The following is a 13,056-nucleotide window of genomic DNA, read 5'->3' as shown; positions in this document are numbered from 1 at the left end:
GAGGGCCGGGACTGCCAGGTTTCGTCAGGATCGGGCCATCGCGGACGCCTTCCGGTCGGGCACCCGGCGCAGGCCGCGGATCGGGGGGCTGAGCAGCAGGGCGGCGACCACCAGCAGGGCGACGGCGCCGCCGCCGGCGAGGACGGAGTGCGGGCCGAACCGGTCGGCGGCCGGTCCGGCCAGGGCGGCGCCGACCGGGGCCATGCAGACCGAGCCGGCCACCTCGTAGGCGTGGATCCGGTTGAGCACCTCGCCGGGGACCTGGGTCTGCACGCTGGTGGCCCACATGACGCCCCAGAAGGTGATGCCGGCTCCGGCGGCGAGCTGGGCGGCGGCGAGCGCGGCGGCGGGCAGGTCGAGGGCCAGGGCGAACTGGGGCAGCGGGAAGGCGAGCAGGGCGACCGCGCCGCCGGCCAGCGGCCGCAGCGGCTTGACCCGGATGGCGACCAGCCCGCCGAGCACGGTGCCGGCCCCGAAGGCGCAGTTGAGCAGGCCGTACACGGTGGCGCCGTGCTCGGGCACCACCAGGCCCGCCGCCAGCGGCAGCAGCGGGCCGAACGAGAGGAGGCTGAACGCCATGAAGATCACGATCACGCCCCACATCCAGCTGCGGGAGCGGAATTCGTGCCAGCCGGTCGCCAGGTTGCGCCAGAGGCTGTCGCCGGGCGGCGGTGCGGGGACGGGGCCGAGCCGCAGGGTCAGCAGGCAGACGGCGCTGAGGCCGTAGGTGGTGGCGGCGAGCACCATCACCCAGCCGGTGGCGGCGGCGCCGGCGAGCAGGCCGGCCAGGGCCGGGCCGAGCAGGGCGGTGACGGCCTCGGAGACCCGCAGCACGCCGTTGGCGCCCTGGACGTCGCGGGAGACCAGCGGGACGGTGGAGGCGGCGCCGGGCTGGAACATCGCGGCGGCGGTGCCGGCCAGCGCCAGCAGGGCGTAGAGCAGCCAGAGCTGGTCGACGCCGCGGAAGAACAGCACGGCCAGCAGGACGCGGGTGGCGAGGTTGGTCAGGTCGGCGGCGATCATCAGCCGGCGGGCGGTGAAGCGGTCGGCCAACACGCCGCCGACCAGCACCAGACCGGCGAAGGGGGCGAGCAGGCAGGCGGTGGCCAGGCCGACGGTGCCCAGCGGGTGGCCGGCGGAGAGCAGTCCGGCCGAGACGGCGACCGGGAGCATGGCGTCGCCGAGCAGGCCGCTGGAGCGGGCGGTGAAGTAGAGCCGGAAGTTGCGCGACCAGATGGCGGGGGCGGGGTCGGCGCCACGGGGCAGGGTGGGGGCCTGCCGGGTCTCGGGTGGGGTCACGGACAGCAGTTTTGGTGTAGACCACTCGGAGCGCCAGTCATTTCCCACGATCCGGAATGGCGGCCGCCGCACGCGCCCCGAGCACGGCACGACGACCGCCATCCGTCGTGGACGTCCGAGCCCTGAAACCCCGGTACGCCGGCTCTCCGCACTCGCCGAGGAAGCGCTCACGGGCGGACGGGCGGGCACCTGACCCCCTGTGCCGGCACCGCACCGGAGCTGCCTCGGCGTCCCCTCGCAACGGAAAGCTGCACCCAAGAGTGATCAGTCGGATACGTCACGTCAATGGGTTGTCCGAAATTCTGAAGGGTTGCGGCGCGCCGGGGAGTGCCGGGAGCGCGGCGGTGGTGGAACGGGGGCGCCGCGCGCCCCGGGGCGGCGCCGGTCAGACCGCGAGGACGGCGGCCGGCTGGTCGACCGGACAGCCGGCCGGGCCGGCGGGGTCGATCTCGCACCAGACCCGCTTGCCGGAGCCGTCCGGGTACCAGCCCCAGCGGGCGCAGAGCAGCTCGACCAGTTCCAGGCCGCGCCCGCTGGTGGCGTCCGCGTCGTAGCCGGCCCGGCGCGGGGCGGGGGCGACCACGCTGGAGTCGGCGACCTCGACCCGTACCTTGGCGGGCTCGCCGCCGTCCGCCAGGGGCATGCAGAGCCGCAGCACGGCCGGGCAGCCGGTGTGCACCACCGCGTTGGTGACCAGCTCGGAGACCACCAGCACCAGGGTCTCGGCCACCGGCGCGTCCGGGTCGAGGCCGTTCCCCTGCAGTCGCGCGCGGACCCACCGCCGGGCCCGGCCCACCTCGGACGGGTCCGCCTGGATCGCCAGTTGCACCTGAAGTACCTGCACCGCTCCACCACCCGCACTCGGTCATCGGCCCGGCAGTTCGGCCACTGTCCCCGCTGTCCGGACCGGGCAGCGGGGGCCCTTGGATCACGTCGGTCGGCCCGGCCGGCCACGTCCCGCCGGACGGGGCCTCAGAACTGCCCGTGGCTCGACCCGAATACGCCTCAGGATGGTTGTGCCGGGAGGTCGCAGCAAGCGCTTCGGGCATATTCCAGCGATCGGGGGACAGCACGGTGCATACTGTCCCGCTCGCCCTGGCGGGCGTCGCACCGGTGCTCGCAGGACCGGGTCGCGCGCTCCGGTGCGGGCACAACGACGGTACCGCCAAAGGCCGGGAACCCCGGGGTCGCCACGAGCGAACAACCCTTCCAACATGTGTCCGGCCGCCGTCGAACGGACGGCGGCCGGACAGCGCGGCGTGCGGGGCCGCGGAAGGGTTACGGGGACCGTCGGCGGGTACGGGTCCGGGCGGTACGCCCGGGTCGTACGGCCGCCCCGGGGGTCAGGTGAAGACCACCGTCCGGTTGCCGTTGAGGAGCACCCGGCGCTCGCTGTGCCACTTCACGGCGCGGGCCAGCGCCTGGCACTCCACGTCGCGGCCCACCGCGACCAGCTGGTCGGGCGTCACGTCGTGGGTCACCCGGGCCACTTCCTGCTCGATGATCGGGCCCTCGTCCAGGTCCGCGGTGACGTAGTGCGCGGTGGCGCCGATCAGCTTCACGCCCCGGGCGTGCGCCTGGTGGTAGGGCTTGGCGCCCTTGAAGCTGGGCAGGAAGGAGTGGTGGATGTTGATCACCCGGCCGGAGAGCTCCTTGCAGAGGTCGTCCGACAGCACCTGCATGTAGCGCGCCAGCACCACCAGGTCCACGTCCTGCTCGGCGACCAGGTCCAGCAGCCGCTGCTCGGCCTCCGCCTTGGTGTCCCTGGTCACCGGGACGTGGTGGAACGGGATGCCGTAGGACTCGGTCAGCTCGCGGAAGTCGGTGTGGTTGGAGACCACGGCCGCGACCTCCACCGGCAGCGCGCCGATCCGGGTGCGGAAGAGCAGGTCGTTCAGGCAGTGGCCGAACTTCGACACCATCAGGACCACCCGCATCTTCTCGGTGGTCGCGTGGATCTGCCAGTCCATCCGGAACGAGGCGCCGATCGCGGCGAAGCTGGCCCGCAGCTTCTCCACGGTGACCGAATGGTCGGCGGAGAAGTGCACCCGCATGAAGAACAGGCCGCTGTCCCCGTCGCCGAACTGCTGGCTGTCGATGATGTTGCAGCCGGTCATGAAGAGGTAGCTGGAGACCGCGTGCACGATCCCCTGCTTGTCCGGGCAGGACAGCGTGAGGACGTACTGGGAACTGGCGGTCTGCTCGTCCACGGTGCGGGCCCCGTTTCTGGTCACTCAGGTCTTGGCGCGGATGGGCCAGCCTTTCACAGATCGGGGAGCGCCTGCTCCGCTGCCCGTGATGCGGGACCGCCGGGGGCGGGGCCGGCCTCCCGGCGGGCCCCGGTTCGGGCCGCCGGGGTGCTCGGCCGCCCGTCCGGGTGCTCAGGCCGCCTGGGCGCTCAGGCCGCCTGGGTGAGGATGCGCAGCACTTCGAGGGTGCGCGGCACGGTGTCCGGGTCCTCGCCGTCGTTCACCGCCAGCCGGACGTGCGCCTCGCGGGCCGCCCGGACCGCCTCCGGCCAGCCCGGGTGCCCGAGGTACCGGCCGGCCGGGGCGTCCGCGCCGACCTCGTGCAGGATCCGCAGCACCCGGAGCACCGCCGCGTCGACCGCCGCGGCCTCGGCCGGGTCGCGGAAGATCGTGCCGACGTACTTCTCCGCGGACCAGCGGTCCAGCCAGGTGTCCTCGACGAGGCGGTACACGGCGTCGGTCACGTCGCCGTAGCCGTCCCGGCCGGCCAGCCACGTCTCCTGCTGGAAGGCGGGGTCGGACAGCATGTGCAGCGCCGAGCGCAGCCGGGCGCGCCAGCGCCACCAGGGCAGGTCGTTCAGGGGCATGCCGCCCATCGTGCTGGAGCGGTGGCCTGTTCGAGAAGGGGTTCGGGCGGACCGATACCGAGAATCCATGCTGTCGGACACAGAAAGGGATCGTAAGCGATCGTGCACGTCCTCCGCTCCTTCACGATCTACACGCGTCAACCCCGGCTGTTCCTCGTGCGTTGGCCGGCCGTTCGCCGAACGGCCCTCTCGGCGTGCGGGGCCGGGTCAAGGCTGGATCACGCCAGACCTGCGCGTCGCGCGTCCTCCGGGAGGGACAGGACAGATGAAGCGGAACGGATCACCCGTCCACCATCGGCCGACCGGTCTCGGGGGACGCCGCCGGCCACGCACCGCCGCCCTCGTCGCCGCGGCGCTCCCCCTCCTCGGCTCCCTGGCCGCCTGCGGGGGGCCGGCGGACGCCGCCACCGGCAGCAGCGAGCTCACCGTGATGACCTGGTCCCCCGCCGGCACCGGCGCCATCGACCGGCCCGGCATGACCGCCCTCGCCGAGGCCGTCGGCCGCGAGATCAACGCCAAGGGCGGCATCGCCGGCCGCAGGCTGCGGGTGCTCACCTGCAACGAGCACAACACCGCGGACGGCGCCACCGCCTGCGCCCGCCAGGCGGTGGACGCCAAGGCCGTCGCCGTGATCGGCTCCTTCAGCCAGTACGGCAGCAACTTCATGCCCGCCCTGGAGGTGGCCGGAATCCCCTACCTCGGCGGGTACGGCCTCACCGGCCCCGAGTTCAGCAGCCCGCTCTCGTACCCCGTGGCCGGCGGCATGCCCGCCCTGATCGCCGGCAGCGGACGCCAGCTGGTCGAGGCCGGGTGCCGGCAGATCGCCCTCATCCGCCCGGACACCCGGGCCGGCGACACCCTCGCCAACTACCTCAGCAGCGCCGTCCGGCAGACCAGCACCAAGGTCACCGACCTCAAGGCGCCCGAGATGTCCAACGACTACACCACCATCGCCAAGCGGGCCATCGGCGAGGACAAGCCCGGCAACTGCGTCCTCAGCGCGCTCGGCGCCGAGCCCACCTCCAACCTGCTCGACCCCTACCGCCGCCAGGCCGCCAGGAACACCCAGCTCGCCTCGGTCATCGGCAGCTTCCAGCAGTCCGTGGTGGACTCCACCGGCGGCGACTCCGGACCGCTCCGCGGCGCCTACGCCACCGGCTGGTTCCCCGCCGAGTCCTCGCAGGTGTGGGACCCGCTGCGGGCCACCGTCCGCGGCAACCGGGACGGCGGCACCGCGATCGACGTGGCGGACCCCGGCGTCCAGACCACCTGGGTCGCGTACGAGGTGTTCCGGCAGGCGGTGGAACGCGTCGGCAAGGACCGCCCGGTGACCGGCAAGGCCCTGCGGGCCGTCCTCGACAGCGGGGACCCGATCGACACCGGGGGGACGACCCCGCCGCTGAGCTGGGGGGTCACCAGCATGCTGCCCAGCGCCGAGTCGCCGCGGCTGGTGAACACCGCGGTCACCTTCCAGCAGGTCCAGGGCGGCCGCCTGGTCGAACAGCGCAAGGGCTTCATCGACGTCCGCTGGGTCCTCAGCAACGGCAAGCCCCCGGCCTGACGCAACGGGGCGAATCAGGGGCGCGGGGAACTGCGCGAAACGGAAGGTACGACGCCGCGCCCTCCCGCCTCGCGCCGTTCCCCGCGCCCCTCAGTGGTTCACCGGGTGTCATGAGCTCCTGCGAGGTGCCGCCCGGCCCACCTGCCGAGACCGCGGCCCGGCCTCTCCCGACCTCGCGCAGTTCCCCGCGCCCCTGGCGGGGTTCGGCGCCCGCGCCTAGGTTCCCCGCGCCCCGGATGTGCTCGCCGGGTGCGAGGAGCCTGCCGGCGGGGGGGCGGGTCAGAGGTCCTGTTCGGAGTGGGTGGGGAGCTTGGCCTTGGTGGCGATGGGGTTCCAGAGGCCGGCGGCCTGCCGCTTGGCGGTGGTGGCCTGGCCGCTGGCGGTGTTGCCGTTCCTGTTGTGCGGGTTGTTGGTCTTGGCGGCGTTGCAGTCGGCGATGGCGTCGCCGGCCCAGGCGGCGTACTCGGTGTCGGCGGTGGCGGACGCCTGCCACGCGGCCTTGAGCGCGTCGGCCAGCTGCTGCCCGTTGTCCAGCTTGTCGAGCTTGAGGCCGGCCAGCTTGTTCACCAGGTCGGTCCGCTGGCCGGCCGCCTCCGTGAGCTGGGCCTGGGACTCCGGCAGCTTGTCGCACTTGCCGACGGCCGTCACTGCGGACACCACGGACTGCCGGCTGGCGTTGGCGGTGGAGAGGAGGTCGGCGAGCGCCTGGGCCTGGGCCTTGGCCTCCGGGCTCAGTTCGGCGGCCGCGTCGCCCGAGGGTGCGCCGGTGGGGTCGGCGGGGGCGGCGGAGCTCTGCGCGGCGGGGGCCTTGGTGGGGCCCTTCTCGTCGTCGCCGCCGCTGAGCAGGACGGCGACCAGGACGCCCGCCGCGACGACACCGGCCGCGACACCGCCGATGATCAGCTTCTGGTTGGGGCGGCCGGACCCCCCGCCCGGGTGGGGCTCCCCCGGGTACCCGCCGTACCCGGCGCCGGCCGGCGCGTACCCGGGCTGGGCGGGCGGGGCCGCCGGGTAGCCCGGGTCGGCGGCCGGGAAGGCCGGTGGCGGCGCGGGCTGGAAGCCCTGACCGCCGAAACTCTGCGGCGCGGCGCCGTACCCCGGCTGCGGGGCCGGGGCGCCGTACGGGGCCTGCGGGGGTGCGGCCGGGGCCGCCGACGGGGCGCCGGTGGGGTACGGCGGCAGGTACTGGGTCTCGGAGGCGGGGTCAGGTCCGCCCGGTGCGGCCATCGGCGCGACGGGCGGCGCGGCCTGCGGCGGGGCACCCCAGTACTCGGGCCCACCGCTCTGCCCGGGCTGCTGCGGAACGGGCGGCTGCCCGGGCTGGGCGACGGGGGGCTGGTAGGCGGTCGGCTGCTCGGTGAACGCGGGCTGGACGGGCTGGGCGGGGTAGCCGGGCTGCCCGGGCGCCTGGGCCGGAGCCTGGGCGGGCTCCGGCCGGAAGAGGTCGTCCAGATTGAAGTCGTTCGAGTTGGAATACGAGCGGCGCTGGCTCAACGCGTTTCCTCACCTGTGCGCGGCCCCGGGCTCCCGGGCCTTTCGGTTGTCCCGCACGTTCGTTGACGGCGGACCACAACTGCGGGGCCACGCTACCGGGTGACCGGCACGGGTGACTACGCGGGCAGGGGCACGGATCTCAGGCGGCCTCCCCGTCCATCCTGGCGTGGAACTCGCGGACCGCCCGGTGCCCGCGGAACGGCTCCAGCCGGGTGCGGAAGTCGTCCAGGTACTCGACGCCCCGGTTGGAGCGCAGCCCGCTGAGCAGCCGGACCGCCTCGGTGCCGGTCTCGCAGGCGCGTTCCAGGTCGCGCTGCTGGAGCTGGGCGGTGGCGAGCAGCACCAGGTCGACCGCGCGCCGGCGGACCCGGTGGGCGGGGTGGAGCTCCAGCGCGGTACGGGCGTACCGCTCGGCCTTCTCGCCCTGCTGGAGGTCGCGGTGGCAGTGCGCCAACTCGTCGGCCAGGTAGGCGTCGTCGAAGTGGACGATCCAGTCCGGGTCGTCGGCGGGGTTGCGGCGCTCCATGGCGGCGAGGGCCTTGTCGGCCACCGCCTCGCAGGAGACGGCGTCACCGAGCAGGGCGTGGCCGCGGGCCTCGGCGGCGTAGAACATGGCCATCGCGGTCGGGGTGGCCACCGCGCGGGTGCCCTCCTGGGCGGCGCGGGCGAGTTGGGCGATCTCGCGGGGGTTGCCGAGGGTGGCGGCGAGGTGGCTCATGGAGGCGGCGAGGACGTAGCCGCCGTAGCCGCGGTCGTCGGCGGCCTGGGCGAGCCGCAGGGCCTGGATGTAGTAGCGCTGGGCAAGGCCGGGCTGGCCGGTGTCGACGGCCATGTAGCCGGCGAGTTCGGTGAGCCGGGCGACCGCGCCGAAGAGCTGACGGCCGGTCTCCTCCCGGTACGTGCCGCCGAGGAAGCCGGAGACCACGCTGTTGAGGTAGTGGACCACCACCGGGCGGACGTGGCCGCTGCCGAAGCGGTGGTCGAGGTCGACCAGCATCTGGGTGGTGGCGCGGATCGCGGCCACGTCGGCCATCCCGACCCGGGTGCCGCCGGCCCGGGCGACCACCGGATCGGGCGGGGTGATCAGCCAGTCCCGGCTGGGCTCGACCAGCGCGGAGGCGGCGACGGTGGCGCCGGCCAGGAAGTCGCGGCGGCCGACGTCGCTGCGCCACAGCTCGCAGATCTGCTCCAGCGCGGCGCCGAGGCTCGGCGCGAACTGGAGCCCCACGGCGGAGCTGAGGTTCTTGCCGTCGGCCATGCCGATCTCGTCCACCGTGATGCCGCGCCCGAGCTTGCGGCCCAGTGCCTCGGCGATCACGGCGGGTGCCTGTCCGCGCGGTTGCTGGCCGCGTAGCCAGCGGGCGACGGAGGTCTTGTCGTAGCGCAGGTCCAGCCCGTGCTCGGCGCCGCAGAGATTGACCCGGCGGGCGAGGCCCGCGTTCGAGCAGCTCGCCTCCTGGATCAGCTGCTGCAAACGCTCGTTGGGCTCTCGTGCGACGAGTGGTCTCGCGGCCATGGGCTTCGCCTCCCCACGCCACCCCGGTCCCGGCCGGGAGGCGACGATCTGCTGCTCACTCTTGCCTGTCACCGGGAGGCAGGGGAGAGTGGCCCCCGGCCCGCAGCCGGCAACATCAAGCGGAATACCCACCGTGACGGATCCACTCCCCACGCGCCCTGCTGAATGCCCCTGTGCGCCCCCATTGCGCCCGTTACCGCCCCAGCTCACAGCGGCGTGCTCCATCCCGGTTCACTCGTGCGGGTGACAGGACCGACCGGCCGCCGACCGGCCCCCCTTCGGCCGTAACCCCACTCGGCGGCGGTAGTTGTGCAGCACGTGGAAGACACCCCCGGAGCCCCCGAGCAGGTCCTGAGCCCGCTCCTCATCGAAGCCGTCAGTTACGCCGAGGACCGCCACTGGGAGGTCGTCCCCGGCACCTGGCTGGTCGACGGCGACGGCCCGGCCCGCTGCTCGTGCGGTGAGCCGCGCTGCGTCCTCCCCGGCGCACACCCGGCCGGCGAGGACTGGCGGCGCAAGGCCAGCGCCGGCCCGGGCGTGGTGCGCCGCTGGTGGACGGAGAACCCGGAGGCGTCGGTCCTGCTGCCCACCGGACGCTCCTTCGACGTCCTGGACGTGCCTGAGGTGGCGGGCTGTCTGGCCCTGGCGCGGATGGAGCGGATGGGCCTCCAGCTCGGTCCGGTGGTGGCCGCCCCGGGGGCTCCGGGGCAGGCCGGGCGTCGGCTGCACTTCCTGGTGCTGCCGGGGGTGCCGGCGAAGCTGCCGGAGATGCTGCGCAAGCTCGGCTGGGCGGCCGGGCGGCTCGATCTGACGGCCCGTGGGGAGGGTGACTGGATCGTGGCGCCGCCCTCCCGGGTCGGCCCGTACAGCTTCGCCCAGTGGGCCCGGCCGCCGTCCGCCCTCAACCGCTGGCTGCCGGACGCCGCCGAGCTGATCAACCCGCTCGCCTACGCCTGCGGACGGGACGCCCCCGCCCCCCGGGTGCCCAGGGCCCAGCCCGCGGGCGTCCGCTGAACGGGGGTCACCATTCTGCCGCTCTACTCCCAACAGGTGAGGGCGCGCACCGCGCGGCACCCCGCGCGCATCTGACGGGCCTTGTCCCCCACCGGGGGCGGGGTCCGTCAGACGCATGTCCGGATAAGAGATCGGTGTACCCGGTCGTCGCAGCTGAAAGCCGCTCTTACGGGTGACAGGGCTCAAGGATTGGGGCGATCTGCCGAGGGGAGGATTTCCTCCGTGGGGACGGATCGGAGCGGGTGAGGAGGCGAGGCCGGGACGGAGGCGTCCGGGGTACCGGGGGCCGGAGGGGATCGCAGCGCGGGGGGCCGCCGGGAGGGGTTCGGACGGGGAAGCCGAACGGGCGGTGAGGTGAGGAGGGGCCGGCGGGGGAGCCGGGGGGAAACGGAGGGGGCCGTGTCACCTGCCTGCTCGGGGCGGCAGGTGGCACGGCGGAGGGGACGGGGAGGACGGAGGGGGCCCTCGAGGGCCCGCCGCTCGGAGAGGCGGCGGGCCCTCGTCCGGTGTCCCGCGGTCGGGCCCCGTGCCGGGAACGCCCTGTTGCCGGAGCGACGTCGGCGACGTCCCTCCGGCGGAGCGATGGTTCTACGGCCGGTCGGTGCCCCTACGGCTGGGCGACGAAGACGTGTGCGGCGATGTCCTTGCCCAGCTCTGCGGCGCTGTCGCCGCTGCCCACCAGGACGCCGCCGGCGCCGACGGAGACCTTGATGGTCGCCCCCGGGCGGACGCCGGCCCGGCGGAGGGTGCGCATCAGGTCGCCGTCGGTCTGGATGGGCTCGCCGATCCGGCGGACCACCACGTCGGCGCCGTCGCCACCGGAGGCCACCGTGTCCAGGGTGACCAGGCCCGCGTCGAAGCCCTCGCCCTCGGCCTTGGCGTCGCCCAGCTCGTCCAGGCCCGGGATCGGGTTGCCGTACGGGGACTGGGTGGGGTGGCCGAGCATCGCGAGGACCTTGCGCTCGACCGTCTCGCTCATCACGTGCTCCCAGCGACAGGCCTCCTCGTGGACCTGCTCCCACTCCAGGCCGATCACGTCGACCAGGAGGCACTCCGCGATGCGGTGCTTGCGCATCACTCGGACGGCCAGCTTGCGGCCCTCCGCGGTGAGCTCCAGGTGCCGGTCCTCGGCGACCTGGAGCAGGCCGTCCCGCTCCATCCGGCCGACCGTCTGGCTGACGGTCGGGCCGCTCTGCTCCAGCCGCTCGGCGATCCGGGCGCGCATCGGGGTGATGCCCTCTTCCTCCAGCTCCAGAATGGTGCGGAGGTACATCTCCGTGGTGTCGATCAGCCCAGACATCGCCCCTGGCTCCGTTCTTCGGTGTCCCTCACCGCCAATTCTGACGTACCGCACTGACAACCGAGGCCGCCGGACGGGTATGCCCGCCTCTTTTCGTCCCTGTTGACAGCGGACCGCCCCAGGCAGCACGGTGCAGCCCGTAGCTTTCTCCATGCGCGGTCTGGACCACCAGGCCGCCCCGCCCCTGACGGAGAACCGATGACCGACCTGGTCGGACAGTACCTGGACGCCGCCGTGGCCCACCTGGAACGGATCCGCGGCGAGGAGGCGGCGACCATCGACACCGCCGCCGAGCTGCTGGCCGAGGCGGTGGAGGGCGATCGGCGGATCTTCGTCTTCGGTGCCGGCCACTCCTCGCTGGCCGCGCAGGACGTGGTGTACCGGGCCGGCGGCCTGGTGGTGATCAACCTGCTGAACGTGCCGGGCATGACCGGGGTCAACGTGATGCCCGCCCCGCTGGGCAGCGCCCTGGAGCGGGTCTCCGGGCTGGCCACCGCGACCCTCGACCTCACGCCGGCCCGGGCGGGCGACCTGCTCTTCCTGATCTCGCTCTCCGGCCGCCAGGTGATGCCGGTGGAGCTGGCCCGGCACGCCCGGTCCCGCGGGATGACGGTGGTCGGGGTGACCTCGCTGGCGTATCCGGGCGAGGTCTCGGCCAACCACCCCTCCGGGACGTACCTGAAGGACAACTGCGACCTCGTCCTGGACAGCGGGATCGCGGTGGGCGACGGCGAGCTGTCCCACCCGGGGGCGGGGGCGCCGTTCGGGTCGGTGTCCACGATCGTCACCAGCGCGCTGATGCAGGCGGTGGTGGCCTCGGCGATCGGCAAGCTGGCCGACCGGGGCGTCACCCCGCCGCTGTTCCGCTCGGGGAACGTGGACGGCGGCACCGAGTGGAACGCCAAGGCGATGGCCGACAACGCCGACCGGATCTACTACTCCTGGTAGCACACCTGGACCGTCCGTCCACGATTGGCCATCTCCCTTGCGGGGAAGGCTGGTTCGGACGTGGGTTCGGCGGCGACGGGGGTCGGCATGGCTGCTGGGGCGGGCGGGGTCGGGCGTTCGATCGGCTGGGTCAGGGAGCAGGACCTGCTGCCGCGGCTGTTCTGGGCGGCCGACTCGGCCTCGTTACAGGGCCAGTACCGGGCGGTGACCCTCTCCCGCTGGGAGCTGCTGCTGCTGGTGATCGCCGCGGTGACCGGCTCGGCGGACGGCGCGGCCTGGGCCTGGGGGGCCGCCGTCGCGTACCTGGGCGCCCTGTTCATGGCCGCCATGGTGGCCTGGCAGAACCCGCAGCGGCTCTGGTACGACGGCCGGGCGGTGGCCGAGTCGGTCAAGACCCTGGTGTGGAAGTACGCCGTGCGGGCCGACTCGTACCAGCCGCCGCCGCGCAAGCTCCCCGACGCGGAGCGGCTCTACGGCATGCAGCTCGACGGGCTGCTCGGCGAGTTCGACACCGCGCAGGTGATCCCGGGGATGGCCGAGATGTCGGCCGAGCTGTCCGGCTGGCGGGCGCCGGCCCGGCACCCGCAGATCACCGAGCGGATGGAGCAGCTGCGCGCGGAGCCGCTGTCGGTGCGCCGCGAGGTGTACGTCCGGGAGCGGGTGCGGACGCAGCGGGACTGGTACCAGACCAAGGCGCTGTACTGCCGGAACGCCTCGCGCCGGGCCGGGCGGCTGGCGATCGTGCTGCCGCTGGCGGGGCTGCTGCTGGCGGTGCTGCGGGCGCTCGGGGTGTTCTCCTTCGACGCGCTGGGCGCGGTGTCCGCGGTGGCGGCCTCGGTGACGGCCTGGGCGCAGCTGCGGCAGTACCGGCCGCAGGCGGCGGCGTACACGCTGGCGGCGGCGGAGCTGGCGAAGGTGGAGGTCCAGCTGGCCCGGCTGGACCTGAGCTCGGAGGACGCGGAGGAGATCTGGGCCCGGCTGGCGCGGGACTCCGAGGACGCGATCTCCCGGGAGCACACGACCTGGCAGGCGCGGCGCGAGGTGCGCAGCCTGGACATCCCGAACTGACCTGGAGGTCGGCTTGGCGA

Annotated in this window: 11 protein-coding genes; 4 read left to right on the top strand and 7 right to left on the bottom strand. The window is 74.0% G+C overall.

Going from position 1 to position 13,056, the window contains the following annotated elements; genetic code table 11:
- Positions 1-24: 24 nt before the first annotated feature.
- The 4 genes from ABWK59_RS19745 to ABWK59_RS19730 form a co-directional block, all read right to left on the bottom strand.
- Complete coding sequence (locus ABWK59_RS19745) at positions 25-1,305, bottom strand: MFS transporter (RefSeq protein WP_420492932.1); 1,281 nt, start codon at positions 1,303-1,305, stop codon at positions 25-27.
- A gap of 379 nt (positions 1,306-1,684) precedes the next feature.
- Positions 1,685-2,143 (bottom strand): ATP-binding protein, encoded by a 459-nt coding sequence (locus ABWK59_RS19740; RefSeq protein ID WP_354641920.1) that lies wholly within the window; start codon positions 2,141-2,143, stop codon positions 1,685-1,687.
- Positions 2,144-2,642: 499 nt separating this feature from the next.
- Complete coding sequence (gene purU, locus ABWK59_RS19735; protein ID WP_354641919.1) at positions 2,643-3,509, bottom strand: formyltetrahydrofolate deformylase; 867 nt, start codon at positions 3,507-3,509, stop codon at positions 2,643-2,645.
- A gap of 188 nt (positions 3,510-3,697) precedes the next feature.
- Positions 3,698-4,204: an SCO4402 family protein gene (locus ABWK59_RS19730; protein ID WP_354645021.1), complete on the bottom strand. Its 507-nt coding sequence runs from the start codon at positions 4,202-4,204 to the stop codon at positions 3,698-3,700.
- Positions 4,205-4,400: 196 nt separating this feature from the next.
- Between ABWK59_RS19730 and ABWK59_RS19725 the strand changes: the two genes are divergently transcribed.
- Positions 4,401-5,696, top strand: a complete 1,296-nt coding sequence (locus ABWK59_RS19725; RefSeq protein ID WP_354641918.1) for an ABC transporter substrate-binding protein — start codon at positions 4,401-4,403, stop codon at positions 5,694-5,696.
- A 279-nt stretch (positions 5,697-5,975) separates the two neighbouring features.
- Here the strand turns inward: ABWK59_RS19725 and ABWK59_RS19720 are convergent, their stop codons facing one another.
- Both ABWK59_RS19720 and ABWK59_RS19715 read right to left on the bottom strand, forming a co-directional pair.
- Positions 5,976-7,190: a hypothetical protein gene (locus ABWK59_RS19720; protein ID WP_354641917.1), complete on the bottom strand. Its 1,215-nt coding sequence runs from the start codon at positions 7,188-7,190 to the stop codon at positions 5,976-5,978.
- Positions 7,191-7,329: 139 nt separating this feature from the next.
- Positions 7,330-8,706: a transcriptional regulator gene (locus tag ABWK59_RS19715; RefSeq protein ID WP_354641916.1), complete on the bottom strand. Its 1,377-nt coding sequence runs from the start codon at positions 8,704-8,706 to the stop codon at positions 7,330-7,332.
- A gap of 309 nt (positions 8,707-9,015) precedes the next feature.
- Here ABWK59_RS19715 and ABWK59_RS19710 point away from each other — a divergent pair, with 309 nt between their 5' ends.
- A complete protein-coding gene (locus ABWK59_RS19710; protein WP_354641915.1) occupies positions 9,016-9,720 on the top strand; it encodes a bifunctional DNA primase/polymerase in 705 nt (234 codons plus the stop codon).
- A gap of 607 nt (positions 9,721-10,327) precedes the next feature.
- Here the strand turns inward: ABWK59_RS19710 and ABWK59_RS19705 are convergent.
- Positions 10,328-11,020 carry a metal-dependent transcriptional regulator gene (locus tag ABWK59_RS19705; RefSeq protein WP_354641914.1) on the bottom strand — a complete coding sequence of 231 codons (693 nt, stop codon included), beginning with the start codon at positions 11,018-11,020 and terminating at the stop codon, positions 10,328-10,330.
- Positions 11,021-11,218: 198 nt separating this feature from the next.
- Here ABWK59_RS19705 and ABWK59_RS19700 point away from each other — a divergent pair, with 198 nt between their 5' ends.
- Together ABWK59_RS19700 and ABWK59_RS19695 are read left to right on the top strand one after the other, a co-directional pair.
- Positions 11,219-11,968: an SIS domain-containing protein gene (locus ABWK59_RS19700; RefSeq protein WP_354641913.1), complete on the top strand. Its 750-nt coding sequence runs from the start codon at positions 11,219-11,221 to the stop codon at positions 11,966-11,968.
- A gap of 87 nt (positions 11,969-12,055) precedes the next feature.
- Entirely contained in the window at positions 12,056-13,036 is a 981-nt protein-coding gene (locus tag ABWK59_RS19695; RefSeq protein WP_354641912.1) for a DUF4231 domain-containing protein, read from the top strand.
- Positions 13,037-13,056 lie beyond the last annotated feature (20 nt).

Source organism: Kitasatospora sp. HUAS MG31 (assembly GCF_040571325.1).
In the GTDB taxonomy this organism is placed as follows: Bacteria; Actinomycetota; Actinomycetes; order Streptomycetales; family Streptomycetaceae; genus Kitasatospora; species Kitasatospora camelliae.
The sequence above is the reverse complement of the archived record's forward strand: the minus strand, read 5'-3'. Positions and strand labels throughout refer to the sequence as shown.